The 25,277-nt window shown below is 64.8% G+C and carries 22 protein-coding genes; 13 read left to right on the forward strand and 9 right to left on the reverse strand.

Features of this window, described 5'->3' with window-relative positions:
- Positions 1-26: 26 nt before the first annotated feature.
- From IVB41_RS26230 to msrA, 7 genes are all read left to right on the forward strand, one after another.
- Positions 27-698 carry a sensor histidine kinase gene (locus tag IVB41_RS26230; RefSeq protein ID WP_247436285.1) on the forward strand — a complete coding sequence of 224 codons (672 nt, stop codon included), beginning with the start codon at positions 27-29 and terminating at the stop codon, positions 696-698.
- A 33-nt stretch (positions 699-731) separates the two neighbouring features.
- A complete protein-coding gene (locus IVB41_RS26235) occupies positions 732-1,457 on the forward strand; it encodes a VOC family protein (RefSeq protein ID WP_247436287.1) in 726 nt (241 codons plus the stop codon).
- Positions 1,458-1,716: 259 nt separating this feature from the next.
- Positions 1,717-3,030, forward strand: coding sequence for an epoxide hydrolase family protein (locus IVB41_RS26240; protein ID WP_247436290.1), 1,314 nt, complete (start codon positions 1,717-1,719; stop codon positions 3,028-3,030).
- A 61-nt stretch (positions 3,031-3,091) separates the two neighbouring features.
- Complete coding sequence (locus tag IVB41_RS26245) at positions 3,092-3,940, forward strand: enoyl-CoA hydratase/isomerase family protein (RefSeq protein ID WP_247436293.1); 849 nt, start codon at positions 3,092-3,094, stop codon at positions 3,938-3,940.
- Between the two features lie 108 nt (positions 3,941-4,048).
- The gene (locus IVB41_RS26250; protein WP_027566489.1) at positions 4,049-4,471 is read left to right on the forward strand and encodes an OsmC family protein; all 423 of its coding nucleotides are present in this window, start codon (positions 4,049-4,051) and stop codon (positions 4,469-4,471) included.
- Positions 4,472-4,494: 23 nt separating this feature from the next.
- A complete protein-coding gene (locus IVB41_RS26255; RefSeq protein WP_247436297.1) occupies positions 4,495-4,935 on the forward strand; it encodes a cupin domain-containing protein in 441 nt (146 codons plus the stop codon).
- Positions 4,936-4,964: 29 nt separating this feature from the next.
- Positions 4,965-5,480 carry a peptide-methionine (S)-S-oxide reductase MsrA gene (gene msrA / locus IVB41_RS26260; protein WP_247436301.1) on the forward strand — a complete coding sequence of 172 codons (516 nt, stop codon included), beginning with the start codon at positions 4,965-4,967 and terminating at the stop codon, positions 5,478-5,480.
- 49 nt (positions 5,481-5,529) lie between these two features.
- Here the strand turns inward: msrA and IVB41_RS26265 are convergent, their stop codons facing one another.
- Positions 5,530-6,246, reverse strand: a complete 717-nt coding sequence (locus IVB41_RS26265; protein WP_247436304.1) for a TetR/AcrR family transcriptional regulator — start codon at positions 6,244-6,246, stop codon at positions 5,530-5,532.
- A gap of 59 nt (positions 6,247-6,305) precedes the next feature.
- Between IVB41_RS26265 and IVB41_RS26270 the strand changes: the two genes are divergently transcribed.
- The 3 genes from IVB41_RS26270 to IVB41_RS26280 all read left to right on the forward strand — a co-directional run bounded on the left by IVB41_RS26270 (position 6,306) and on the right by IVB41_RS26280 (position 9,976).
- A complete protein-coding gene (locus tag IVB41_RS26270) occupies positions 6,306-7,451 on the forward strand; it encodes an HlyD family secretion protein (RefSeq protein ID WP_247436308.1) in 1,146 nt (381 codons plus the stop codon).
- Entirely contained in the window at positions 7,448-8,944 is a 1,497-nt protein-coding gene (locus IVB41_RS26275; protein ID WP_247436311.1) for an MDR family MFS transporter, read from the forward strand. Before IVB41_RS26270 ends, IVB41_RS26275 begins: the two co-directional genes overlap by 4 nt.
- Before the next feature lie 93 nt (positions 8,945-9,037).
- Positions 9,038-9,976: an aldo/keto reductase gene (locus tag IVB41_RS26280; RefSeq protein ID WP_247436357.1), complete on the forward strand. Its 939-nt coding sequence runs from the start codon at positions 9,038-9,040 to the stop codon at positions 9,974-9,976.
- Positions 9,977-9,999: 23 nt separating this feature from the next.
- On the opposite strand, the gene IVB41_RS26285 is transcribed toward IVB41_RS26280, so the two are convergent.
- Complete coding sequence (locus IVB41_RS26285) at positions 10,000-12,840, reverse strand: winged helix-turn-helix domain-containing protein (protein WP_247436364.1); 2,841 nt, start codon at positions 12,838-12,840, stop codon at positions 10,000-10,002.
- 296 nt (positions 12,841-13,136) lie between these two features.
- Between IVB41_RS26285 and IVB41_RS26290 the strand changes: the two genes are divergently transcribed.
- Positions 13,137-14,126 carry a tripartite tricarboxylate transporter substrate binding protein gene (locus tag IVB41_RS26290; protein WP_247436366.1) on the forward strand — a complete coding sequence of 330 codons (990 nt, stop codon included), beginning with the start codon at positions 13,137-13,139 and terminating at the stop codon, positions 14,124-14,126.
- A gap of 6 nt (positions 14,127-14,132) precedes the next feature.
- Here IVB41_RS26290 and IVB41_RS26295 read toward each other — a convergent pair whose 3' ends face one another.
- The 7 genes from IVB41_RS26295 to IVB41_RS26325 form a co-directional block, all read right to left on the reverse strand.
- Entirely contained in the window at positions 14,133-15,272 is a 1,140-nt protein-coding gene (locus tag IVB41_RS26295) for an MFS transporter (protein WP_247436368.1), read from the reverse strand.
- Between the two features lie 1,161 nt (positions 15,273-16,433).
- Complete coding sequence (locus tag IVB41_RS26300; RefSeq protein WP_247290687.1) at positions 16,434-17,666, reverse strand: Zn-dependent hydrolase; 1,233 nt, start codon at positions 17,664-17,666, stop codon at positions 16,434-16,436.
- Complete coding sequence (locus IVB41_RS26305; RefSeq protein WP_247402708.1) at positions 17,659-18,444, reverse strand: ABC transporter ATP-binding protein; 786 nt, start codon at positions 18,442-18,444, stop codon at positions 17,659-17,661. The genes IVB41_RS26300 and IVB41_RS26305 overlap by 8 nt, the downstream gene beginning before the upstream one ends.
- Positions 18,441-19,214: an ABC transporter permease gene (locus tag IVB41_RS26310; protein WP_247359206.1), complete on the reverse strand. Its 774-nt coding sequence runs from the start codon at positions 19,212-19,214 to the stop codon at positions 18,441-18,443. The genes IVB41_RS26305 and IVB41_RS26310 overlap by 4 nt, the downstream gene beginning before the upstream one ends.
- 73 nt (positions 19,215-19,287) lie before the next feature.
- Positions 19,288-20,232 (reverse strand): ABC transporter substrate-binding protein, encoded by a 945-nt coding sequence (locus IVB41_RS26315; protein ID WP_247436386.1) that lies wholly within the window; start codon positions 20,230-20,232, stop codon positions 19,288-19,290.
- 105 nt (positions 20,233-20,337) lie between these two features.
- A complete protein-coding gene (gene hutC, locus IVB41_RS26320; protein WP_247402712.1) occupies positions 20,338-21,066 on the reverse strand; it encodes a histidine utilization repressor in 729 nt (242 codons plus the stop codon).
- Positions 21,063-22,421: a formimidoylglutamate deiminase gene (locus IVB41_RS26325; protein ID WP_247436400.1), complete on the reverse strand. Its 1,359-nt coding sequence runs from the start codon at positions 22,419-22,421 to the stop codon at positions 21,063-21,065. Before IVB41_RS26325 ends, hutC begins: the two co-directional genes overlap by 4 nt.
- An 84-nt stretch (positions 22,422-22,505) precedes the next feature.
- Between IVB41_RS26325 and hutI the strand changes: the two genes are divergently transcribed.
- Together hutI and hutH are read left to right on the forward strand one after the other, a co-directional pair.
- Entirely contained in the window at positions 22,506-23,720 is a 1,215-nt protein-coding gene (gene hutI, locus IVB41_RS26330; protein WP_247436403.1) for an imidazolonepropionase, read from the forward strand.
- On the forward strand, positions 23,717-25,276 hold the full coding sequence (gene hutH, locus IVB41_RS26335; RefSeq protein WP_247436406.1) for a histidine ammonia-lyase: 1,560 nt from the start codon (positions 23,717-23,719) through the stop codon (positions 25,274-25,276). Before hutI ends, hutH begins: the two co-directional genes overlap by 4 nt.
- Position 25,277 lies beyond the last annotated feature (1 nt).

Consider the following 25,277-nt stretch of genomic DNA (forward strand, 5'->3'; position numbering starts at 1 on the left):
GCGTTAATTCCAACGGGGAGGCTACGATGTCCGGTATCGATGCTCGGCCGAATGACCACGTCGTTCGATCTCAATTTGTGGCTAGTCTTGACGATCAGTCGCGTGACTGGGAGCTCGTGCTGCGGGAATCCCACCATCGGATGAAGAACACGCTGACGATACTCGGTGCGTCAGTCCGCCGCGATTTCACCAGAACGGGTACCAGGGACGTGTCGCTTGCAGCGGACCGGCTCGAGCGGCGCATCGTCGCCTTCGGCAGGCTCTATCAGCTCTTGTCCGACAATGACGACCATACGGCGATCCCGGTCGCGGCCTTTTTCGAAAACCTGTGCGGAGCGATTTCCGAGGCCGTGCTGGAGCCGGCGGGCATCCGCTGCGAGGCTGCGATCGAAAGCGGTACGCTGCCGGCGTCGCAATGCCATCGGCTTGCGCTGATGCTGACGGAGCTGGTGACGAATGCGGCCAAGCACGCCTTCCCGAACAGGAATGACGCACTGATCCGCATCGACATGGCCAATCGCGACGGCGCCTGGTTCTGCACGGTAACAGACAACGGGATCGGCGCGACCGGGCCGCTTCAGGGCACCGGCAGCCGGATTCTCGAAGGACTCGCACGCAGCATTCACGGCCGGCTGCAGGGCGAGGCGGGAGAAGACGGCACACGGGTTACCATCGTGATGCCGATCACAGCTGCTTGAAGCTCGTCTTAGATCCAACCCAGGGAGTTCGACATGGCCACTACCGAAATCGACCGCGACGCCGCGGCCAAGCTTTCCAACAAGCCTTCCAACAAGTCTACGAAGACGCCTTCGACATCGCCTAGCGTCGATCAGCGGCTCGAGGTGATCGTGATCCCGGTGTCCGATGTCGATCGCGCCAAGGCCTTCTACGCGCGTCTCGGTTGGCGACTGGACGCCGATTTTGCCTCCGGCGATGACTGGCGCGTGATCCAGTTCACGCCGCCGGGTTCGGCCTGCTCGGTGATCTTCGGCAGGAACGTGACGGCGGCAGCGCCGGGCTCGGCGCGAGGCTTGTACCTGATCGTCTCCGATCTGGAGGCGGCGCGAACGGATCTGCTCGACCGCGGCGTCGAGGTCAGCGCTCCATTCCACGGTGCCGGCGATGTTCACGCCGGGACCGACGAGCCTTATCTCTCCGGCAGCGTTCGGGTGAGCGGTGCTGACCCGAAGCGCGGCAGCTACGGCTCATATGCGTCGTTCAGCGATCCCGACGGCAATGGGTGGTTGTTCCAGGAGGTCACGACGCGATTGCCGGGACGGATCGCGGGCGGCGGCACGACATTCGCTTCACAGACTGCGCTGGCCGCAGCACTGCGCCGCGCGGCGGCGGCACATGGCGAGCACGAGAAGCGGGCCGGCGGGCACGATGAGAACTGGGCCGATTGGTACGCCGATTACATCGTCCGCGAGCAGGCGGGCCAGCCGCTGCCATCCTGAGCTGGACAGCACGGATTCTTCGACTGAGGCAAGCCGACGCGGCGCGTGATGAATGAGCTCATCGCGCGCTGTGTTGCTTTGGCGGTGCGCATCGCGGATCGCCGCTTGCCCTGCTCGGCGCGGCTCGCAACGGCTAACGCGGTCTAACAACCCATAACGAGCAAATTGCCAGGGCCTGCGCCAATCTCTCTGCATGACGAACCGAGACGTTGATGTCGAATTCGGTCAGCGTCACCGACCAAAGCCAGGGAGATCGAACATGACCACGCAAGCACGTATCGACATTCTCAATCCAGACCGCCGTCAATTGTTGGGCCAGGCCGCGATGACCGCGGTTGCCGCAAGCGTATCGAGCTTGCTGCCGCTGCATTCCGCGAAGGCGGGCGTGAGTGGGGCGGTTCGCCCGTTCCACGTCAGCGTGCCCGAGCAGGATTTGCTAGATCTCCGCCGCCGTCTCGCGGCGACGCGCTGGCCCGATCGCGAGATCGTCGCCGATCAATCACAGGGCGTGCAGCTGACGACGGTGCAGCAACTCGTGAGCTACTGGCAGAACGACTACGACTGGCGCAAGATGGAGGCGCGGCTGAATGCCTTGCCACAATTCGTCACCGAGATTGACGGCGTCGACATCCACTTCATTCACGTTCGCTCGTACCACGAAAACGCGCTGCCGATGATCGTCACGCATGGCTGGCCTGGTTCGATCATCGAGCAGATGAAGATCGTAGGCCCGCTCACCGACCCCACCGCACACGGCGCGACGGCGGTGGACGCCTTCGATCTCGTGATCCCCTCGCTGCCCGGCCACGGCTTCTCCGGCAAGCCGACGGAGCTGGGCTGGGACCCCCAGCGCGTGGCGCGCGCCTGGATCGTGCTGATGAAGCGGCTCGGCTACAACCGCTATGTCGCGCAAGGCGGCGATTGGGGCAATGCCGTGACGGAGCAGATGGCGGTGATCGCGCCGCCGGAACTGCTCGGCATCCACACCAATATGCCCGCGACCGTTCCTGATGACATCGCCAAGGCGCTTCAGCCCGGCGGATCGCGGCCGTCGAACCTCTCGGCGGACGAGCGCTACGCTTACGATCAGCTCGATGATTTCTACAAGCATGGTCTCGGCTACGCGATCGAGATGTCCAACCGGCCGCAGACCCTCTATGGCCTGGTGGATTCGCCGGCGGGTCTCGCGTCCTGGATGCTCGACCATGATTCGCGCAGCACCGCGATGATCGCTCGGGTGTTCGACGGCAAGACGGAAGGGCTGTCGCGGGACGACGTGATCGACAACATCACGCTCTACTGGCTCACCAACACCGCGGTGTCGTCGGCGCGGCTGTACTGGGAGAACAAGCTGGTGTTCTTCGAGCCCAAGCAGATCAGGATCCCGGTCGCCGTCAGCGTCTTCCCGGACGAGATCTACGCCGCGCCGCGCAGCTGGACCGAGAAGGCCTATCCGAAGCTGATGCACTACAACCGCCTCGACAAGGGCGGCCACTTCGCCGCCTGGGAGCAGCCCGCATTGTTCTCCGCGGAAATGCGCACCGCCTTCCGACCGCTGCGTCAGTCGATCTGAGACCTGCGGGGACGCGCACTTCCGCGCGTTCCCTTCTTTCCCCACAGAGAGGAATGCAATCATGAACCGCCCCGAACGCACTTTCACGACGGACCAAATCCGCTTGGAACGTCGGCTGCCGTCGTATTGGCGCGTCACCTTCGACATGCCCCCGGTCAATATCTTCGGCCCCAAGCAACTTCCGCTTCTGGACGACGTCGTCACGGCGATCGAGACCGATCCTGAGGTGAAGGTCGTGGTGTTCGACAGCGCCGTCGAAGGCTTCTTCATCACACATTACGACTTCCTCGCGCCGCTCGAGGATTCGCTTCGTATCCCGCCCGGGCCGACCGGCCTGCAGGCACTGCCCGACATGCTGGTGCGTCTCAGCCGCGCGCCGGTCGTCTCGATTGCCTTGATCCGGGGTCGCGCGACCGGCGTCGGCAGCGAGCTGGCGCTCGCGAGCGACATGCGCTTTGCCAGCCGCGAAAAGGCGATTCTGTCGCAATGGGAAGTCGGTGCGGGCCTGGTGCCCGGCGGCGGGCCGATGGCGCGGTTGCCGCGCCTGATGGGCCGCGGCCGCGCGCTCGAAGTTCTGCTCGGCGCCGACGATATCCACGGCGATCTCGCTGAACGTTACGGCTATGTGAACCGGTCGTTGCCGGATGCCGAGCTCGACGGCTTCGTCGAGGCGCTGGCTATGCGCATCGCGTCCTTCGACAAGGAGGCGATTGCCGAGACCAAGCGCCTCGTCGACGTCGCGAGCCTGCCGCCGGATGTCGAGATCAAGCCGGAATGGGACGCGTTCCTGGCCTCGCTCAGCCGCCCCGCGAGTCAGACCCGCATCAAGGCGCTGATGTCGCGCGGCTTCCACCGCGCCGGTGACGTTGAGAACCGGCTCGGCTTCCACGTCGGACAGATTGGCGCCTAACGGAACCGCTGCGGCGTTCGGCCGGGCGGAACGGCGACAGGTGGTCGTGCCAATGTCGCTTTCGTCCGGTACCGAGCCCCGGTGCTGAATCAAACATGGAGAATTGAGATGATCCGCAAGGCAACAGCAGTCTGGAAAGGCACCGGTCGCGATGGCACCGGTCAGCTATCGAGTGAATCCGGCGTGCTCGCCGCGACGCCCTATTCGTTCAAGACCCGCTTTGAGAACGAGAAGGGCACCAATCCCGAGGAATTGATCGCGGCGGCCCATGCCGGTTGCTTCACCATGGCGCTGGCCTTCGGCCTGCAGCTCGCCGGCTTCACGCCTGACGAGCTCTCGACAGAAGCCGCGGTCACGCTCGAACCTGAAGGCAAGGGTTTCAAGATCAGCAAATCGGCGCTGACGTTGCGTGCCAAGGTGCCGAACCTCGATGACGCAGGTTTCGCCAAGATCGCCGGCGAAGCCGAGAAGAACTGCCCGGTGTCGAAGGTGCTCAACGCCGCAATCACGCTCGACGCCAAACTGATCTAGCTCAACACACCAGGACTGCCGTCATGCCCCGCCAACATCAGCCGGACGAAGACAGGTTCCGGGCCATTCTGCCCGAGGATATCGCATGGCAGCCGTTTCCGGCATTCCCGCCGGGCGCGCGGCTGGCCGTCATGGTTGGCCACCCCAGTGAGCCCGGGCCTTACGTAGTCCGGGTGAAAGTGCCCGGCGGCACCAGGCTGATGCCGCACAAGCATCCGGAGGACCGCATCTACACGGTCATGTCGGGTGTGTTCTACATCGGGCTCGGCGAAGGCTTTGATGGCGACAAAGTGAAGGCTTATCCGCTGGGCAGTGTTATCGTGCTGCCCGGCGAGACCTGGCATTTTCATTGGGCGAAGTCCGGCGAATACGTCACGCAGGTTTCCGCCATCGGCCCATTGGGCCTGGAGTATCACGACGACCATGATGACCCGCGCCTGCGTGCCATCGCAGAACAGCGGTAAGCATCTCAGCTAAACGGATGGAGCATCGAATGACAACGGAACGCGCAATTCTGGCCGGAGGCTGCTTCTGGGGCATGCAGGATCTGATCCGCAAGCAGCCGGGCGTGATCTCCACCCGTGTCGGCTACACCGGCGGCACGGTGGAGAATGCGACCTACCGCAATCATGAAGGTCATGCCGAAGCGATCGAGATCACCTTCGATCCCGCCAAGACCAGCTTCCGGACCATGCTGGAGTTCTTCTTCCAGATCCACGATCCGACCACACTCAACCGCCAGGGCAATGATTTGGGCACGAGCTATCGCTCGGCGATCTTTTATACGAGCGACGAACAGAAGCGGATCGCAAAGGACACGATTGCAGACGTCGAGGCGTCCGGTCTGTGGCCTGGCAAGGTCGTGACCGAGGTCGCGCCCGCCGGCGAGTTTTGGGAAGCCGAGCCGGAGCATCAGGATTATCTCGAACGCTATCCGGACGGCTACACTTGCCACTTCATCCGCCCCGACTGGAAGCTGCCGCGGCGCGGGGCTGCAGCGGCAGGCTAAAGCTGGTCGTCGCTATTGCCGGGTGGAGCCATGGCTGAAATCCGCGAGATCATCGCCGGCATCCGCAGAGCACATCGACCGCTTTTCGGGCCATCTCCCTCAGCTCGGAGCGGCGGGCGCCGGCACGGGCGCGAATGGCAATGGTGTGCATCGTGGCCGAAGCGAGAATGGCAAGCGCCGCCGGATCGGCGTCGCGCTTCAGCTCGCCCTTGTCCTGCGCGAGGCGGAAGCGGGCTTCGAAATCGGCATCTATCATGCGCAGTCCCGCCGCGACGCTGCTCCGGATCGCGGCATCTTCTGCGACTTCGGTCACCGCCGTCCCCACCACGAAGCAGCCGCGCGCGGCTCCCTTGCCGGAAAAATAGATCGACAGCGCCGCGTCATAGGCCAGCATCAGCGCCTCGTCCAAGGGATGGTCCCCCGCGAGTGCCTCACGGGTCGCGGCCAGGCTGATCTCCCAATAACGCGCGAGCGCCTCGAGATAGAGCGCATGCTTGTTGCCGAACACTGCGTAGAGGCTCGGCGGACTCATCCCGGTCGCGGCAGCGACCTTGTCCAGGGAGGTACCGGAATAGCCCGTCCTCCAGAACGTTTCCGTTGCCCGCTTTAAGGCCGTCTCTGCGTCGTAGGCTGGTGGCCGTCCCCGGCGCGCCGGGCTCGTTTCGCTCTTTTTCCGTGCCATGTCGTCAGAACCCCGGTTGCCACGTTCCACGCATATATTTGTATGGATCGTTATAAAAATCAAGGTCGCGCTATTGATCGCCACGTCGGAGTACAATATTTGTAACGAACGTTATTAAATAGATTGAACCGGAGGATTTTTCGATGCGTTTCGATTTCGCGCCAATCGCCGGCGGGCTCGGCGATCGCAACAGGTTCCGCACGAGCGAGGCCGCCGCGCAATGGTTCAGGACAGGGCTCGGCAAGCGGCTGCGACGGCCGCTGATGCTCGCGCTGCCGATGGCGGTGGCCGTGGTCGGCGCCTTTATCTATCTGGCGCAGGAGCAATATGTCTCGACCGACGACGCATTCGTTCGCGCCGCCAAGGTGACCATCAATGCCCGGGTTTCCGGCCAGGCGGTCGAGATCGCCGTGCGTGACAATCAGCGCGTCCGGCGGGGCCAGGTGCTGTTTCGCATCGACCCGGAGCCTTATGAAATTGCCGTCGACCAGGCCGAGGCGCGCCTCGGAAGTGCGCGGCTCCAGATCGAATCCCTCAAGGCGACCCATCGTCAGCAGCAGGCGGAGCTGCAATCGGCCAAAGAATCTGCTGCCTTCGACGAGCGCGAGTTCGACCGCAAGAAGATGCTGGTCGCTTCCGACTTCACGCCGCGCGCGGTCTACGAGCGGGCCGAGACGGATATGAAGGTCGCTCGCCACCGCATTGTGTCGATCGAACAGCAGATCGCCAACACGGTCGTTGCCCTCAATGGCGATGCCGATATCGACATCGATCGCCATCCGACCGTTCGCGCGGCCAGGGCACAGCTCGACCGTGCGCGGCTCGATCTCTCCTATGCCACCGTGACGGCGCCGGAGGACGGCATCGTGACCAAGGTGGACGATCTCCAGATCGGCGGCTTCGTCAATGCCGGGGCACCGACGTTCTCGCTGCTGTCGAGCCGGCACGTCTGGGTCGAGGCGAATTTTCGCGAGACCGGTCTCAGTCATATGCGTCCAGGGCAGGAGGCGACGATCGACGTCGATGCCTATCCGGATCGCAAGTTCAGGGCGCATATCGTCAGCATGAGTCCCGGCACCGGATCGGACTTCTCGCTCCTGCCGCCCGAGAATGCGACGGGAAACTGGGTCAAGGTCGTCCAGCGATTGGCGGTGCGCCTGGAACTCGACGATCTCGATCCAAGCCGGCCGCTGTTCTCGGGCATCAGCGTGACGGCGCGGGTTGATACCGGCCATCGCCGCAGCTGGGCACATCTGCTCCAACCCGCGCGCGCAACGGAGGGAAAATGACTACGCCCCTTCCATCGACCACGGCGCCCGGTGGTCGTCACGCGATCGCCGCGGCCGCCCTCATGGCGACCTACATGCAGGCCGTCAACATTTCGATACCGAACGCGGCGCTACCTCATATTCAGGCGACGCTCTCGATGGCCAATGACGAGGTCGGCTGGGTGTTTTCCTCTTATATCGCTGCGAGCGCCGTGACCATGTCGATCACGCAATGGCTGGCGGGACGCTACGGCCGGAAAGTGGTCTATCAGGCCGCCGTCACGATTTTCGTGTTGGGTCTCGCCCTCGATACACTGGCGACGACCTCGATTCAGTTCGTGCTGGCGCGAATCCTCCAGGGCGCGGCGAGCGGACCGCTGGCGCCGCTCTCGCTGGCGATCCTGCTCGAGGCGACATCGCCGGTGCGACATGCGCGCATGAGCCTGGCGTGGACCGTCTGCTCCCTGCTCGGCATCAGCAGCGGCCCAGCCATTGGCGGTTGGCTCAGTGAATATTACGGCTGGCCCGCGATCTTCTATTTCAGCCTGCCGATGACGGGCTTCATTTTCCTGACGATGGCTCAGCTGCTCGGCGAGAAGCGGGCCGAGCAGAGCCAGCCCTTCGACTTCTTCGGCCTGACGACGTTCTCCGTCGGCATGATCGGGTTGCAGATGTTGCTCGACCGCGGCGAGCGCCTGGAATGGTTCGCCGCGACGGAAATCTGGATCGAGGCGGGCGCCTCCGTGCTCGGCTTCTATCTCTTCATCGTGCACGTCATGACGACAAAGGAGCACTTTCTCCGCACGGCGCTGTTCAGGGACCGCAATCTCGTGCTCTCGACGGTCATCTCCTTCGCGCTTGGTTTCGTGCTGCTGCCGACCCTGGCCCTGACGTCTCCGATGCTGGAGGAATTGCTCAACTACCCCGTCGACACCACTGGATACATGACTGTTCCGCGCGGCGTCGCGCTGGTGGGAGCGCTGGTGCTGACGAGCCTGATCCCGGCGCAGATCGACTACCGGCCGTTCCTCGTGGGCGGAATGACGCTGGTGGTCTATGCCAACTGGCTGATGCTCGGCTATTCGCCGGCGATGGATTGGCGGCCGGTGGTCGAGGCCGGCCTGCTCCAGGGAGCGGGTCTCGGCATGTTGCTGCCCGCGCTCGCCAGGGCCGCGTTCGGCACGCTCGATCCGAAGCTCCGCCCGGAAGGCAGCGCGTTGGTCAACCTTTCGCGCCTCTATGGCAGCACCATTGGCATCGCGGTCGTCCAGCTCTTCTTCTACGCCAACACGCAGGCTGTGCACGCCGCACTCGCAAAGAATCTCAAGCCCTATCGTGTCGCCGCTTATGTCGGGGGCTCGGTCGGCAAGCCGGGCCTTGCGGCCCTCAACGGCATGGTCACGCGTCAGGCGGCGACCGTCGCGGTCATCGACCAGTTCGAGATCCTGATGTTCGCCATGCTCGTCGTGATTCCGCTCGTGTCTTTTCTCCGTAAGCCGCGGCCTACCGGTTAACGCCTGGAGCCGTGGAACGACATCGCATCGTCAATTCCGAATACCTCGTCCCTCACTTTTGAGGGAGCCGTGGACAAGCAAAGGAGCATCAGCATGACTTCGTCAGATACGCTTCGTTATACGAGAATTCCAACTCATCAATCCGGGACGATTCCCGCGGTGGGATTTGGCACGCTCATTCCGGATCCGCTCGTGACCAGGCGGGCCACCAAGGCTGCGTTGGAGGCCGGATTTCGACATCTTGATTGCGCGGAGCGCTATCGCAACGAGGAAGCGGTCGGCGACGCGCTGCAGGAGACCTTCAAGGCGGGGACGCTTCAGCGCAAGGACCTGTTCGTTACGACGAAGCTATGGAACACCAATCATCGGCCGGAACGGGTCAGGCCTGCCTTCGACGCCAGTCGCCGACGGCTGCAGCTCGACGAGATCGATTGCTACATCATCCATACGCCCTTTGCCTTTCAACCCGGCGACGAGCAGGACCCGAGGGATGAGCACGGTCGGGTCATCTATGATTCTGGGGTTACGCTGGCCGAAACGTGGGGGGCGCTGGAACGCCTTGTCGACGAGGGGCACTGCAAGTCGATCGGCCTGTCGGACATCACGCTGGACAAGCTGCGCGAGATCGTTTCGGTCGCGCGGATCAGGCCCGCCATGGTGCAAGTCGAATCGCATCCGTATCTCCCCGAATGGGACCTGCTCGACTTCTGTCGAGAGCACGGAATTGTGCTGCAGGCGTTTGCAGCGCTGGGACACGCGATGAAGCCGAACGTCTTGGCTGATCCGGCGATCACTGCCATCGCGGAGCGTTTGCACAAGACACCGGCTCAAATTGCGCTGGCGTGGGCCGTCCAGCGCGGCACCGCTTTCCTGACGACTTCGACCAATCCCCGGCGCATCCAGGAAAACTTCGATATTTCAGCCTTGCCCGAAGACGCCATGCGAGAGATGAGGGACCAGATCACAACAAACATCAGGTTCAACACGGTCGTCGAGACCGGCGTGCCCGGATTCATCCCGCGGGCTGGATGAATCAGTGCCGGTCAGCCGACTCGTCAAGCCCGGAGCTGCTCGATCAAATCGTGGGCGCTACGGATCTCGGCGATGCCGGCGCCCTCTTTGAAAGGCCCGCATGCGCGTTCCAGAATTGCCAAGGCTTCCGTGGTCTGGCCAGCCCCAATCATGAACCGCGCCAGGCTGACCGCGCTTCGCAGCTCCCAGAAGCGCGCGCCTTGCTGGACGGCAATGTCCATGGCCTCGCGAAAGTGGGTCTCGGCGTCTTCCGAATGCCGAGTGCTCCTGAGCATCAACTCTCCCTTGATGCGGATCAGCTCCGGCAGATACCAGAGCTCCTGCCGGTCGTTGCAGCGGGTCAGGACATCCTCGATCACGTCGAGCCCGCGATCGACCTGGTCGGCCTCTCCGGAACACGCGGCGAGCTCGCCGAGCAGGGGCAGAAAGCGCGGCAGGAAGCGCGCATCGCCGGCGCGATTGAGCTCCTCACGCAGCAGCGGCAACCCGGTCGTGACGTCGCCGCGCTTGACCATGACCGCGGCATTGAAGGCCCGCGCCCACAGGCCCCACAGCCGGATCGCGTGGCGCTCGGTGTGTTCGAGCAGCTCGGCGCCGTGGCGTTCCGCAGCGTCGAAATCGCCGGACCAGAAGGCGATCGGGCAGGCGGCTTGTCCAAGCACGCTGCAGAAGGTCAGCGCGTGGCCGTTGGCCCGGCCTTCCTCGATGTTTCTGGCGGTAAGGGCCTGAGCCTGATCGGCCAGGCCTTGAAGCCACAGGATGCGAGCCCGAAAATATTGCGTTGAGATTCTCAGATCGAGCGGAAAGATTTTCGGCTTCTCCGCCAACACATGCAGCGATGCATTGACCCGCTCGATGCGCAGCCGAGCCTCGTTCTGATCCCCGAGATAGTGCAGCGCCACGGCCATCAGCCGGTCGCCCAGCATGACATCGGTCTTGTCGGGCGAGTTCGCGGCCGCGTTCGCAAAGCGATCGGCGAGCGCACGGGCCTTGCCGAACTGTCCGTTGTTGAACTGGTCGATGCACAAGCCCCAGAGCGCGCGCAGCCGGAAATCCTTGTCGTCGAGCCTGTCAGCAAGCTCAAGGGTCGTCTCGAGGATCGGCCGCGCCTCGCGCGCGCGGCCCTCGCCATACATCAGCGACCAGCCGAGCGCCGACAGGAGCTGCATGCGGATGCGGTTATCGTCGGCGGTGTCTCCGAGCGCCGCGAGGGCCGTTCTGCTGCGCTCACGGCACTCCGCGAACAGCGAAAGACGCACCCACAGCGTGACCGCGGCCGCCGTCAGCGCGATACCGAGTCTCGCCTCGCCGTCGGGGCCGAAGGCCCAGTCCAACGCCGCACGCACATTGTCCAGCTCCGCGCCATAGATGCTCAGCCATTCGGGCAGCGGCGTTGAAATATCCGCCTCCGCGCGCTGGAATAAATCGCGAAAATGCTCGGCATGACGCCGCGCGAACTGCCTGGCTTCGCCGAGCTCGTTGAGTTTTCCGTATGCATAGGTGCGCGTGGTGTCGAGCAGCCGATAGCGCAGCGTGCGCGAGCCGGACGGCGAAATAAGCGACTTGGTCACCAGGCTGTCGATTGCTTCGAGAGTCTCGGACGCATTGAGTCCGTCACCGGACGCGACCGCGGCAGCCGCCTCCGGCGCGAAAGGGCCGGCAAAGACCGACAGGCGTCGCAGCGTGGCGCTCTCCACGGGAGGCAGAAGGTCGTAGCTCCAGTCGAGAGCCGCAGCGAGCGTCTGGTGCCGCGGCACGGCGGTACGCCGGCCCCGCCATTGCAGCGAAAAGCGGCTGTCGAGCAGGGATGCCGTGCCGGCGATGCCGTAAGCATTGACGCGGCCCGCCGCGAGCTCGATCGCCAGCGCGATGCCGTCGAGGCGCCGGCAGATGCTCGCGACGAGGGGCGCCTCCTCTGCACTGAGCTGGAACGGGCCCGAGCTCTGCGCAATGCGGTCCACAAAGAGTTGAGCCGCGGGATAGGCAAGGACCTCGTCGACAGCAAGCCCTTCGCGCTCGGGCGGACAATCCAGCGGGAACAGCCGGAAAATCCGCTCGCCTTCGCTGCGGAACGATTCGCGGCTGGTTGCGAGAACACGAAGCCGCGGTGCCTCGCGAACGATGTGCTCGACCAGCGGCGCCAATTGATCCAACACATGTTCGCAACCGTCGAAGATCAGCAGGGCCGGGCCGGTCTTCAGAAACGTCAGCAGAGCCGGCGTCGGATCCTCCGCGCTGATGGTCAGTCCGAGCGCCGAAGCAATGGTGGTCGCGATGTGACTGGCATCCCTCAGCGGACCGAAATCGACAAAGAAGACTCGCCCGTCGAAATCCTGGGAACGGCGATGCCCGACGGTGACGGCGACCGAGGTCTTGCCGATGCCGCCCGGGCCGACGACGGTCATGAAGCGATAGAGCGAAAGTCCGTTCGAGATCTTCTCGATGACATCTTCCCGGCCGACCATCCTTGTGAGCTGAGCGGGCAGGGAGCGGGGAGGGGCGGTTTCGGCCGGGAGCGGGGCGGCCGGCAGAGCTGCTTGAGCGAACGAGGCGACAAAACAATAGCCTCGGCCCGGCACGTTGACGACGTAACGGGCCGACTTGCCGGTGTCGCCGAGCGCCTTGCGCAGCGCCGCGACGTGGAAGCGCAGGCTGCCCTCGTCGACATTGACGCCGGCCCAGATGCGCTTGACCAACTCTCTCTTGTCGACGACTTCTCCGGGGCGTCCGGCAAGGAAGATGAGAATGTCGAGCGCGCGGCCGCCGACATGAAGCGGCGAGCCCTCCTTCTCCAAGAGCCGGGACTTTGGAAACAGTCGAAATGGCCCAAAGGAAATGGCCGAGTCTTCGCTACGATCTGGCACGCGCCATCGCCCCCTCGAAGGGAGTCAAAAGGTATTACTTTTTGGTCTACCAGAATGAGGCGTACAGTAAACTGGCCGAAAGCAGTGGGCAGGGCTGGCAGCCCTGCGTGGACGGCTTGGGTCGGCTCGCTCGCGAAATTATGCTTGGAAAGTAAAGAGTTAGGCCGACGTGACAACGCGATGACACCGGGGCTCGTCCGGATGGAGCATTGACTGTGGTGCCGGATTGCTGCGATGGCATGGTCCGGGAGCCGGTCCCGCCACCACATTGACTGCCGACTTCCGGAATTTCCAGCATGACCTCTTTCACGCGGCGACAATTCGTGCACGCGTTGACAAGCGCGGCGGCGCTCGCCGCGCTTCCCCGAAGCGGACAAGCCGCCGACTATCCGTCTCGTCCCATTCGCCTGGTGATTCCCTACGGAGCCGGCGGATCGGGCGACCAGATCGCGCGCCCCTGGGTGGACAGGATGCCGTCGCTGCTGGGGCCGACCTTCGTCGAATATATCGGCGGCGCGGGCGGCGCCATCGGGACCGCGGCGGTCGCGCGCGAGGAGCCCGACGGCTATTCGCTGCTGCTCGGCAACGGCAGCACGCAGGTCATCATTCCCATGACGTCGGCGAATCCCGGATATTCCGTTGGCGATTTCCGCGCCATCTACCGCCTGATCAACAGCGCGCTGGTTTTCGCCATCAATCCTTCGGTGCACGCCGCAAACCTGCGCGAGTTGATCACCTATGCGAAAGCCAATCCGGGAAAGCTGTCCTATGGCACGCCGGGGATCGCCACCGGAAACCATCTGGTCGGCGAGTCCTTCAAGCAGCAGGCCGGTGCACTGGACATCGTCCACGTGCCCTATCGGGGCATCGCGCAGGCGACCAACGATCTCGTCAGCGGCCAGATATCGCTCGTCATTGCCGTCATGTCCGTTCAATTGCAGCAGTTGGCTCAAGCGGGGAAAGTCAGACTGCTGGCGGTCACCACCGAAACGCGGCTGAGCGGCGCGCCCGAGATCCCGACCGCCGTCGAATCCGGCATGCCCGGCATCCGGTATGAGGGCTGGTTCGGTCTGTTCGCACCCAAGGACACCGGCGATGCGATCATCGACCGGATTGCGCAGGCGACGCGGCTCGCCATGGCCGATTCGGCGCTTCTGGCGAGCTATCGCGCCCAGGGCATGGAGCCGGACAACGATTCAAGCCCGGACAAATTCCAGCGCATCGTCGAGGCCACATCCGCAAGCCTCGCGCCCCTGATCAAATCGATCGGGCTGAGCAATTTGTGAGGCCGCTCAGCCGTCGGCGCGCGTGACAATGCGCGCCGTCAGCGTGACGAGACCCATCAGCGCGGCCAGGAGCCAGAACGCGACCGGCAATCCGCCAAGGCGTGCGACGAAGCCGACACCGGCGGGGCCGACGAGAACGCCGGCGTAGCCGGCGGTCGTGATCGCTGCGACGGCGAGCCCCGTGGGCATCACCGTCTGCCTCGCCGCCCGGCGGAACAGCACCGGCACGAGGTTCGATGCGCCGAGGCCGATGAGCAGGAAGCCGGCCACAGCCACCGCCACGACGGGAGCCGTGAGCAGGACCACGAAACCCGCGATCGCAATCAGGCTGCCCCAGAACAATGTGGTGCGGTCTCCAATGCGCGCGACGACGGCGTCGCCGCCGAGCCGCCCGATCGTCATCGCGACCGAGAACACGATATAGCCGATCCCGCCCTGCGCCTCGGAAACGAGGCCCGCGCCGATGACGAGCAACGCGCCCCAATCGAGCATCGCGCCTTCGACCAGGAAGGTGATGGCGCAAAGCAGTGCGAGCAGGAGCACGGCGCCATGCGGCAGCACGAACAGCGGTCCCTCCTGCACCTGCACGGAGCGAAGCAGCCGCGGCCAGGCCACCAGCATCGCGATCAGCATCAGGACGGAGCAGATCAGCGTGCAAGCGAGCGCGCCGAGTTGCAGCGAGAGCAGTGCGGTCATGAGCGCGGCCCCGGCGAAGCCGCCGATGCTGAACAGCGCGTGGAAGCCGGACATCAGCGGACGTCCCGCGACGCGCTCCACCTCCACCGCGTGGATGTTCATGGCGACGTCGATGGAACCGAGCGCGGCACCGAATGCGAGGAGTGCCAGCGCCAGCGTCGCCGGCGAGCTCGCGATTGTCAGCAGAGGCAGGACCAAGGCAAGACCGAGCCCGCCCGCAATGATGATCGGCTTGCTGCCATAGCGCGCGCTCAGCACGCCGGTCAGAACCATCGCGATGACCGAGCCGATGCCAAGGCTGAGCAGGAGCAGTCCGAGGATGCCGTCGTCGACGGCGAGCCGCGCCTTCGCGAACGGCACCAGCGGTGCCCAGCACGCGATGCCGAAGCCCGCGACGAGGAAGGCAAGCCTGGTCGCAAGGCGTGTCGCCGGCTTGTCGGCAGAAGACATGGGAACTCCGGGGAGGAGAATTAGGGCGGGGGCGATCGACAAGCCTCGCAATTGTTGCGTCTTTATGTCCGCGGCGGACTCGAATTTGTCGCAGGCGGCCCTGGGCGGACGGAACGCCAGTGCGAACAAAGGAGTGAGGCTTCGTAGCCCGGATGGAGCGCAGCGCAATCCGGAGCCGCTCGCGCGCATTCGGCACCGTCCCGGATTACGCTTGCGCTCCATCCGGGCTACACGACCGCCTCTGTGTCGCCCTCCTGTCAATCTCACCGCGCAAAAATATTCCACTTTACCGAAATTCGGAAATGGCGTATGTGTCGCCCATCCCGGCTCATTCTTGAGGGGCGATCTTGTGGTCGTCACGTTCGCGAGCCGGGCTTGCGGTGGACGCGGCAGCGTTCGGGGACGAGAGGCTAAGGGCAGGGCGGATTGCTCTCCGTGAGCCCGAGGCTTCGTTCCGACGAGCGGCGCTGCTAGGCTTCGTCTCGTCATCAGGTCGGCGGCAACGTGCACAACGTCGTCGAAACCGGTGACGAAATGGCGGGCCGTGCGTACGGCAAAACCGTGTGGTCCTGGCCGTCGTTGCTACGGTCAAGTCCTGGCGAATGCGGCATCTGCGTCAACCGGCGCGGTGTCGGTGAATTTCGTTGGGGTGAGGGAGGCCAAAAGGAACTCGGCTCCCGGGAGAGCACGGCATAAGCCGTCCAACCATCGCGCAGGGAAGGCCGAGTGATTGGCTACACCTGTATGCTGCTGTGCGGTTCTTTTGCGCTACATCTTCGCGCAGCGGACCGCGGGTGCCAGCCGGCACCCGGCCTTCCCTGCGCCCTCTTGGCTTTGGGGGTGGAATGACCAGGCAAAACTCGGGCGAAACGCGCCGCGAGGATGCGAAGCTGCATCTGCAATTCAAAATGCGAGCTGGAAAAGTGCCGCTGCCGCCTCATGCTCCGTCATTGCGAGCGCAGCGAAGCAATCCAATCTGCCGCCGCGGAGGGATTCTGGATTGCTTCCGCCTTCGCTAAAGCTTCGGCGGACAAGTCGCTGCGCTCGCAATGACGATGTGGAGAGAGTGTGCGCCACACTCCGTTCTCGTGCCGGACGCAGCGCAGCGTCTCTTCGACGGTGCGTTGCAGCGCTTCCGAGACACGAGAGTGGGGCGGCGTTCTAGCCGCTGAGTATCCTCCGGCAAGCTTCGACGAACACCTGGGCGCCGGTGACGATGTCGACGTCGGCGGTGTTCTCGGTCCAGTGATGGCTGATGCCGCCGATCGACGGTACGAACAGCATGCCCGCGGGCATGATTGTCGCCAGCATCTGCGCATCATGGCCGGCACCGCTGGGCATGCGAATGGATCGTCCGCCGGCCAGAGTCTTGCTCGCGGCTTCGATCGCGTCCTGGATGCCTGCCTTCATCATGGCCGGCGCGCCGGTGCGCAGTTTTTCCACGGTGACGGTGCAGGGACCCTTCGCACTGGCCTCGTCCGCCATGCTCCGCAGCAGCTCTTCCAACCGGGCGATGACGGAAGGATCGTCGTCGCGGATCTGGAACAGCATTTCGGCGCCACCCGGAATGATGCTCGGCGCGCCCGGATCGAGCGTGATGCGGCCGGTGGTCCAGACCGTGCGCGGACCGCAGCTCTCGGGAAAACGCTCGTCGATGGCGACGCAGAACTTTGCCAGCGCCAGCCCGGCATCCTTCCGTGCAGCCATGCGGGTGGTGCCGGCGTGATTCTGCTCACCGACGAAATTGATCTGGTATTGCCAGATGCCGACGATGGAGGTGACGACGCCGACCGCAAGGCGACCGCTTTCGAGCGTGTCGCCCTGCTCGATATGGGCTTCCAGATATCCGACGTGCCGGCCCGGCTCGGCGGTGATGCGCGGTCGTCCTGCGAGCCCCATGTCGGCGAGTGCGTCCCGCATGGTGCGGCCGCTGGTGCGGTCGCGTGCGGCATCAATGTCGGCCTCGCTCACTTGCCCGACATAGGAGCGCGAACCGAGGAAGTGCCCAAAGTGTCCTTCCTCGTCGCACCAGGCGGCAATCTCGACCGCGCCTTCGAGCGAGGGATCGGCATTGAGCACGCGCGCCGCTTCGAGCGCGTAGACGACACCGAGCGGGCCGTCGAGCCAGCCGGCGTAGTTCTGGCTTTCGAGATGCGATCCCGCGAGCAGCTTGGGTCCCGCCTTTGCGCTGGTGCCGAAGACATTGCCGATGCCGTCGATCGCGGCGGAGAGGCCCGCGTCGGGCAGCTTCCGCACCAGCCAATCCAGCGAAAGCTTGTGCGGTTCGGAGAAGGTCGGTTTGTGCACGCCGGTCTTGTAGGCGCCGATGGCACGGAGCGCATTGAGATCGGCGAGAACGCGCTCGCCGTTTGCGCGTGAAAAGGTGTCAGGCATGTTCGGCAACCTTCAACGCCTCGGTGCGGATCTCCTCGACCAGCCGTTCCTTCAACTGGACGAATTCGGGTGTGGTCTTGATCTTGTAGGAGCGCGGATGCGGCAGGTCCACGTTGATCTCGGCCTTGATGCGGCCGGGGCGTGCGCTCATGACGATGACGCGGCTGCCGAGGAAGATCGCTTCCTCGATGTCGTGGGTCACGAACAGCACGGTCTTCTGGTCGCGCTCCCAGATCCCGAGCAGCATTTCCTGCATCAGGGCGCGCGTCTGGTTGTCGAGCGCGCCGAAGGGCTCATCGAGCAGCAGGATCTTGGGATCATTGGCGAGCGCGCGCGCGATCGCGGTGCGCTGCTGCATGCCGCCGGAGAGCTGTTTCGGCCAATGGTTCTCGAAGCCGGACAGGCCGACCTGGCGGATGAAGGCGTCGGCGATCTTGTTTCGCTCCGCCTCGGATACGCCACGCTCGCGCAGGCCGAAGGCGATGTTCTCGCGTACCGTCAGCCAGGGAAACAACGTGTAGGACTGGAACACCATGCCGCGATCGGCGCCCGGGCCAGTCACCTCGCGTCCATCGAGCACCACGCGTCCGCCGGTCGGGCGATCGAGGCCGGCGACGATGCGAAGCAGCGTGGACTTGCCGCAGCCGGAAGGGCCGAGGATGGTGACGAAGTCGTTGTTGCCGATCACAAGATCGGTCGGCTCCAGCGCCCTGGTCGGGGCGTTGCCGTGGCGCGCGGGAAAGGTTCGCGAGACCTGTTCGATCTTGAGGATCGTCATGCGAGCCTCCAGGGAAACAGCCACGCGTTGAACGCCTTGAACAGGAAGTCCGAGACCAGGCCGATCAGCCCGATCACGATGATGCCGAAGATGATCTGGCCGGTGTTGAGCAGCGCCTGGCTGTCGGTGATCATGTGGCCGATGCCGGAGGAGGAGCCGATCAGTTCAGCGACGATGACATAGGTCCAGGCCCAGCCCAGCACCAGCCGCAAGATCTCGGCGATCTCAGGCGCGGAGGAGGGCAACAGCACGCGGCGGATGATGCCACGGTCGCTGGCCCCCAGTGTATAGGCCGCCTCGACCAGGTCGCGCCGCGTCGTGCCGACGGTGACCGCGATCATCAGGATGATCTGGAACACCGAGCCGATGAAGATGACGAGCAGCTTCTGCAGCTCGCCGATGCCGGCCCACAGGATCAGGAGGGGAATGAAGGCGGAGGCTGGCAGATAGCGCGCAAAGGAGACGAACGGTTCGAGGAACGCCTCGACCGGCTTGTAGGCGCCCATCAGCACGCCGAGCGGCACCGCGATGAGCGCGGCGAGCACGAAGCCGCCGACGACGCGCCAGATCGTCATGCCGATGTCGAACAGGAAGCCCTGTTTGATGATCAGATCGACGCCTTCCTGCACCATGGTCAGCGGGTTGGCGAGGAACACCTTCGACACGTGGCCGCCGAAGGTCGCCCAGGACCACAGGGCAACGAACACTACGAAGAACGCAAGGCCGTAAGCCACGCGCTGCCTTGACGTCACGGGATCGAGGGGACGCATCAAACTGTCTATCCGGGCGGTGAACAAGTTTGCCGGCCCCGCCGCGAGACGGGGCCGGCGGCTGCTAGGAGATTTAGTTGATGTAGCTGGCGTCAAAGAGATCCTCGACCTTCGGCGCGGCCTTGATGATGCCGATCTCGAGCAGGAGGTCGGCGGCCTCCTTGTTGAAGGTCAGGAAATCGCCGGCGAAGAATTTCTGGTTGGCGGCCTTGTCCTGCCAGCGCAGATACTTCGCCGAGTTGCCGAACGCCTCGCCGCTCTGCTTCACGTCGGCACCCATGATCTCGTAGGCCTTGGCCTGGTCCTTGGCGATCATGTCGAGGGCCTCGAAATAGCTGTCGGCGAGCGCCTTGGCGGCCTTCGGGTTCTCGGTGAGGAATTTCGGCGTGCAACCGAACGTGTCCATGACCATCGGATAGTCGAGCGTGGTCGCGATGATCTTGCCCTTGTCGGGTGCGGCACGAACCGTCGACAGATACGGCTCATAGGTCATCGCGGCATCGTTCTGGCCGGAGACGAAGGCCTGTGCGGCCGCGGCCGGCTCGAGGTTCACGACGGTGACGTCCTTCACCGACAAGCCGTTCTTCTTCAGCATCCAGGCCAGCGCGAAATAGGGCGAGGTGCCGGGCGCGGAAGCCGCAACCGTCTTGCCCTTCAGATCCTTGATCGCGGCGAGCTCGTTACGCACGGCCATGCCGTCGGCGCCGTAGCTCTTGTCGAGCTGGAAGATCTGCTTGGTCGCGACGCCGTTGGCGTTCCAGGAGATCCAGGTCTCCACGGTCGTTGCCGCGCACTGGACGTCACCGGAGGCGATTGCGAGATGGCGATCCTTCTGCGGAATCTTCTTGATGGTGACCTCGAGGCCGTTCTTCTTGAAGATGCCGGCTTCCTTCGCCAGCGTCAGCGGCGCGAAGCCGGTCCATCCGGAGATGCCGACGCCGACCTTGACGTCGTCGGCGAGCGCCGGCGTGGAAGCTGTGAGGGCAATGATTGTCGCAAATACTTTCGAACTACGCATGATTGTCGTCCTCTTGCCGATCGATGGATTGACGTCCTGTTGATCTCGGTCGGTCCTCATGGACCGTTGCCCGAAGCGTTGCACGATTTGTGCCGACACGTCCTCTCAGCCTCCCTTGAATCGGGCGACAAGGCGGTGAGAGTCACCGGGATAGAGCAGCCGCACCGCGGTGATCGTGCGCGCGCTGCGCCAGGTATAGCGGTCGATCACGAGGCAGGGTGCGCCGACGGCGATGTCGAGCGCCTCCGCCGTGCGATCGTCCGCGACGATGGCGCTGATCGTATGCTCGGCCTCTGTCCATGGCACATGGTGAAGCAGCCACGAGCCGGGTGGCTCACGCGAAAAATCTGCGGTCGCCGCATCCGGCACCGACGCGAGATCGATCAACCTGTCCTCGACGGCGAAAGGTACGTTGTCGGCGCTGTGGCGGCAGGTGATCGCGACCACCTTGCCGGCCTTCTTGACACCGAGGCGGTCACGGTCGGCCGCGGTCGCGGCGCGGAGCTTGCGACCGATCAGCTCGTAACCGTAAGCGCGCCCGAGCGCGGTGATCTCGGCGCGCATGTCGGCGATCTTGAGCACGGCAGACTGATGTTGCGGCCGGCGCACGAAGGAGCCGGCACGTCGCCGCCGCTCGATCAGGTCGGCTTGCGCGAGCTCCGACAGCGCCTTGTTCACGGTCATGCGCGAGCAGCCGTAACGCGCCACCAGCTCGTGCTCGAACGGGATGCGATGCCCGGGCGGCCACTCGCCTGTCAGAATGCGCTTCTCGATATCAGCACGAATCCGTTTGTAGAGCGTCGGCTGGTCCGGTGTATCAGTGGCGAGACTCATGCAACGAGCCTCCGCACCGATGTGTTGAAGTGTTCGCGCGCGGCCTGGCGCAGTCTGTGCCGGCCGCCCTCGACGACCTTGTCGCCGCCGGCCCAAACGCAATCGATCGCACCGCTGCCCGCGGCAAAGATCCAGCCGTCGATGGCGGCGTCGCGCGCGCGCCCCGCCAGCGAGGGATGCGTGGTGTCGAGCGTGACGATGTCGGCGCGCGCACCGGGTGTGAGACCGACTGACATCTGTGCCAGTGCCCGCGCGCCGCCTGCAAGCGCATGATCGAACAGCGTGCGTCCCGTCGAGCGCCCCGCGCCGGCGGAGAGCACGTTGCGCTCGCGGTGCTTGAGCCGCTGGCCGTATTCCAGCTGGCGCAGCTCGTCGGCGACGCCGACCAGCACGTTGGAATCCGTGCCGATGCCAAAGGCACCGCCGGCACCGACGAATTCGCGAGCCGGGAAAATGCCATCGCCGAGGCTTGCCTCGGTAACGGGGCAGAGGCCGGCGACCGCGCCGGCTTTGGCGAAGGCGCGGACTTCCTCGGCCGTGGTATGGGTGGCGTGAATGAGGCACCAGCGTTGATCGACGGGCGCGTGCTCCAGCAACCATTGCACCGGACGTCGTCCGGACCAGGCCAGGCAATCCTCGACTTCCTTCACCTGCTCGGCGGCATGAATATGGACCGGGCCGCCGTCCGCGAGCGGAAGGATTGCCGCAAGCTCGGCCGGCGTCACAGCGCGCAAACTGTGCGGCGCGACGCCGATGTTGGCACCCGGCAATGTTGCGAGCGCCTTACGCGAGGCGCTCACCAGCGCGGCGAACTGATCAACCGTGCAGATGAAGCGGCGCTGGCCGGCATGCGGTGCTGCGCCGCCAAATGAGCCATGCGCATAAAAACTCGGCAGCAACGTCAGCGCAATACCCGAAACCTCGGCGGCCTGCGCGATGCGTGCGGCCATTTCGCTGATGTCGGCGTAGGGCGAGCCGTCGCGATCGTGATGCAGATAATGGAATTCGCCGACGCGGGTAAAACCCTGCTCCAACATCTCGACATAAAGCAGTGTCGCGACCGCTGCGACGTCGTCAGGCGTCATCGCCAGCGCAAAGCGATACATCGTCTCGCGCCAGGTCCAGAAAGTGTCGGTGCTATCGCCGCGCAGTTCTGCGAGACCCGCCATGCCGCGCTGGAAGGCGTGGCTGTGCAGGCTCGCAAGTCCCGGAAGCGCGATTTGGTGGCGTTCGTCGCCGGTGGCCGGGGCCACGCCCGGCGTCACCTCGGCGATCGCGCCGGCGGTGATCACCACCTGCACGTCATTGGCCCAGCCCGAAGGCAGGAGCGCGGAGGCGAAATGCAGTCGTGTCATGTTTCCATGCCGGCTGGACAGAACCGCGACACGATTATATGTCTAGACATATAAGTCAAGCATCCCACGCGAAGGGACAGTTGCATGGCAGAACGCTTCGACCGGATCTGGCATAACGCCCGGCTCGCCACGATGCGGGCCGATCATCCCGATCTCGGCGAAATCGAGCACGGCGTGATCGCCGCGCGCGCCGGCCGTATCGTCTATGCGGGGGCGCAGGCCGATTTTCCGGCGAATGCCGATACAGCCGAACGCATCGATTGCGAAGGGCGTTGGATCACGCCCGGTCTCATCGATTGCCACACGCATCTGGTCTATGGCGGCAACCGCGCTCATGAATTCGAGCTGCGCCTGAAGGGCGCGAGCTACGAGGAGATCGCGCGCGCCGGCGGCGGTATCGTCTCGACGGTGGCCGCGACGCGCAAGGCAAGCGAGGCCGAGCTCGTAGCACTCGCGCTGCCGCGGCTCGATGCGCTGATTGGCGAGGGCGCCACCACGGTCGAGATCAAATCCGGCTACGGCTTGGACACCGAGACCGAGATGCGGCAGCTGGCCGCCGCGCGAAGCCTGGGTCGTCAGCGGTCGGTCGCGATCCGAACCTCGTTTCTCGGTGCGCATGCCCTGCCGCCGGAGGCCGATGGCGACAAGGATCGCTACATCGATCTCGTCTGCAGGGAGATGTTGCCTGCGGTCGCGAAAGCCGGTTTGGCCGATGCGGTCGATGCCTTCATGGAGGGGATCGCATTTTCCGGCGAGCAGACGACGCGGGTGTTCGAGGCAGCGAGGCGGCTTGGCCTGCCGGTCAAGCTGCATGCCGACCAGCTCTCGAACCTCGGCGGCGCTGCGCTCGCCGCAAAATTCTCGGCGCTCTCGGCCGATCACCTCGAGCACACCGACGAAGCCGGTGCAGCGGCGATGGCAAAAGCTGAAACGGTGGCCGTGCTGCTGCCCGGCGCCTTCTACTTCATCCGCGAGACGCAAAAACCTCCGGTCGAGGCATTCCGCAAGCACGGCGTTGCCATGGCGCTGGCGACCGACTGCAATCCGGGCAGCTCGCCCCTGACATCGCTCCTGCTCGCCATGAACATGGGCGCGACGCTGTTCCGGATGAATGTGACCGAGTGCCTTGCCGGTGTCACTCGCGAAGGCGCGCGAGCGCTCGGCGTGCTCCATGATACCGGCACGCTCGAGGCCGGCAAATGGTGCGACCTTGCGATCTGGGACATCGAGCGCCCTGCCGAGCTGGTCTACCGCATCGGCTTCAATCCGCTGCACCGCCGGGTGTGGAGGGGACAGTGACGGAGCCGCGCGCGCCGATCGTCGTCAAGCCGGGAACGGTCAGCCTCGATGATCTCGCGCGCGTGCTCGAAGGCGCATCTGTCGTTCTCGATCCCTCGTTCTGGCCGCGCGTCGACGCGGCCGCGGAGATCGTAGCAGGGGCCGCGCGAGCGGATGCTCCCGTCTACGGCATCAACACCGGCTTCGGGAAGCTGGCGTCGAAGCGCATCCCGCCCGATCAGACCGCGCTGCTCCAGCGCAATCTTATCGTCTCGCATTGCTGCGGCGTTGGCACCGCGACGCCCGAACCGATCGTCCGCCTGATGATGGCGCTGAAGATCATCTCCCTCGGGCGCGGCGCCTCCGGCGTGCGCCGCGGGGTGATCGAGCAGCTGCAGGCCATGCTGGCGCGGCGCGTCTCACCGCTGGTGCCGCAGCAAGGTTCGGTCGGTGCTTCCGGCGATCTCGCGCCGCTCGCGCATATGACCGCTGTGATGATCGGCGAAGGGCAGGCGATCGTCGACGGCAAGACAGTGTCGGGCAGCGAGGCGCTCGCGGCCGCCGGCCTGCCGCCACTGACGCTCGGTCCCAAGGAAGGGCTCGCGCTGATCAACGGCACGCAATTCTCCACCGCCTACGCCGTCTCCGGCGTGCTGCGCGCATTTCGCATGGCTCGCGCTGCGCTGGTCACCGGCGCGCTGTCGGTCGATGCGGCGATGGCCTCGACTGCGCCGTTCCGCCCCGAGATCCAGTCGCTGCGCGGCCATTCCGGACAGGCCGCGGCTGCGGCAACCCTGATGGCGCTGCTCGACGGCAGCGACATCCGCCTGTCGCATCTCGAAGGCGACGAGCGCGTGCAGGATCCCTATTGCCTGCGCTGCCAGCCGCAGGTTGCGGGCGCGGCGCTCGACCTGATCGTGCAGGCGGCGCGGACGCTTGTCGTCGAGGCCAATGCCGTCACCGACAATCCGCTCGTGCTGGTCGAGACCGGCGAGATCGTCTCCGGCGGCAACTTCCATGCCGAACCGGTGGCTTTTGCCGCGGATACCATCGCGCTCGCGCTGTCGGAAATCGGTGCGATCAGCGAGCGGCGCATCGCGACGCTGGTCGATCCCGCGCTCAATTTCGGCCTGCCGCCGTTCCTCACTCCCGATCCCGGTATCAATTCCGGATTCATGATCGCCGAAGTGACGGCGGCCGCGCTCTATGCCGAGAACAGGCAGCGCGCCGCCGCCTGCTCGATCGACTCGACCCCGACCAGCGCCAACCAGGAAGACCATGTCTCGATGGCCGCGCATGCTGCGCGGAGGCTGTCGGACATGGCCGACAATCTCGCCACCATCCTGGGCATCGAGCTGCTGGTCGCCGCCCAGGGCATCACGCTGCGCGCGCCGCACGCAACCAGCGCGCCGCTCGCTGCCGTCATCGCCACACTTCGCGAGCAGGTGCCGCCGCTCGGCGCCGACCGCTACATGGCCGGCGATCTCTCCAAGGCTGCAGCGCTGGTCGAGGCCGACGCGCTGCCGGCTGCGGCGCTCGCCGTGCTTTCAACCGACCCGTTTCCGACACTTGCCTGAC

Source organism: Bradyrhizobium sp. 44 (assembly GCF_023073095.1).
Lineage (GTDB): Bacteria > Pseudomonadota > Alphaproteobacteria > Rhizobiales > Xanthobacteraceae > Bradyrhizobium.

Excerpts from the sequence above, each read along its gene's own strand:
- IVB41_RS26235 (WP_247436287.1), top strand. The coding sequence starts at position 732 with ATGGCCACTACCGAAATCGACCGCGACGCCGCGGCCAAGCTTTCCAAC.
- IVB41_RS26275 (WP_247436311.1), top strand. The coding sequence starts at position 7,448 with ATGACTACGCCCCTTCCATCGACCACGGCGCCCGGTGGTCGTCACGCG.
- IVB41_RS26300 (WP_247290687.1), bottom strand. The coding sequence starts at position 17,666 with ATGCCTGACACCTTTTCACGCGCAAACGGCGAGCGCGTTCTCGCCGAT.
- IVB41_RS26230 (WP_247436285.1), top strand. The coding sequence starts at position 27 with ATGTCCGGTATCGATGCTCGGCCGAATGACCACGTCGTTCGATCTCAA.
- IVB41_RS26270 (WP_247436308.1), top strand. The coding sequence starts at position 6,306 with ATGCGTTTCGATTTCGCGCCAATCGCCGGCGGGCTCGGCGATCGCAAC.
- IVB41_RS26280 (WP_247436357.1), top strand. The coding sequence starts at position 9,038 with ATGACTTCGTCAGATACGCTTCGTTATACGAGAATTCCAACTCATCAA.
- IVB41_RS26305 (WP_247402708.1), bottom strand. The coding sequence starts at position 18,444 with ATGACGATCCTCAAGATCGAACAGGTCTCGCGAACCTTTCCCGCGCGC.
- IVB41_RS26255 (WP_247436297.1), top strand. The coding sequence starts at position 4,495 with ATGCCCCGCCAACATCAGCCGGACGAAGACAGGTTCCGGGCCATTCTG.
- hutI (WP_247436403.1), top strand. The coding sequence starts at position 22,506 with ATGGCAGAACGCTTCGACCGGATCTGGCATAACGCCCGGCTCGCCACG.
- IVB41_RS26325 (WP_247436400.1), bottom strand. The coding sequence starts at position 22,421 with ATGACACGACTGCATTTCGCCTCCGCGCTCCTGCCTTCGGGCTGGGCC.
- IVB41_RS26315 (WP_247436386.1), bottom strand. The coding sequence starts at position 20,232 with ATGCGTAGTTCGAAAGTATTTGCGACAATCATTGCCCTCACAGCTTCC.
- hutC (WP_247402712.1), bottom strand. The coding sequence starts at position 21,066 with ATGAGTCTCGCCACTGATACACCGGACCAGCCGACGCTCTACAAACGG.
- IVB41_RS26310 (WP_247359206.1), bottom strand. The coding sequence starts at position 19,214 with ATGCGTCCCCTCGATCCCGTGACGTCAAGGCAGCGCGTGGCTTACGGC.
- IVB41_RS26245 (WP_247436293.1), top strand. The coding sequence starts at position 3,092 with ATGAACCGCCCCGAACGCACTTTCACGACGGACCAAATCCGCTTGGAA.
- IVB41_RS26240 (WP_247436290.1), top strand. The coding sequence starts at position 1,717 with ATGACCACGCAAGCACGTATCGACATTCTCAATCCAGACCGCCGTCAA.
- IVB41_RS26295 (WP_247436368.1), bottom strand. The coding sequence starts at position 15,272 with ATGTCTTCTGCCGACAAGCCGGCGACACGCCTTGCGACCAGGCTTGCC.
- IVB41_RS26250 (WP_027566489.1), top strand. The coding sequence starts at position 4,049 with ATGATCCGCAAGGCAACAGCAGTCTGGAAAGGCACCGGTCGCGATGGC.
- msrA (WP_247436301.1), top strand. The coding sequence starts at position 4,965 with ATGACAACGGAACGCGCAATTCTGGCCGGAGGCTGCTTCTGGGGCATG.
- IVB41_RS26290 (WP_247436366.1), top strand. The coding sequence starts at position 13,137 with ATGACCTCTTTCACGCGGCGACAATTCGTGCACGCGTTGACAAGCGCG.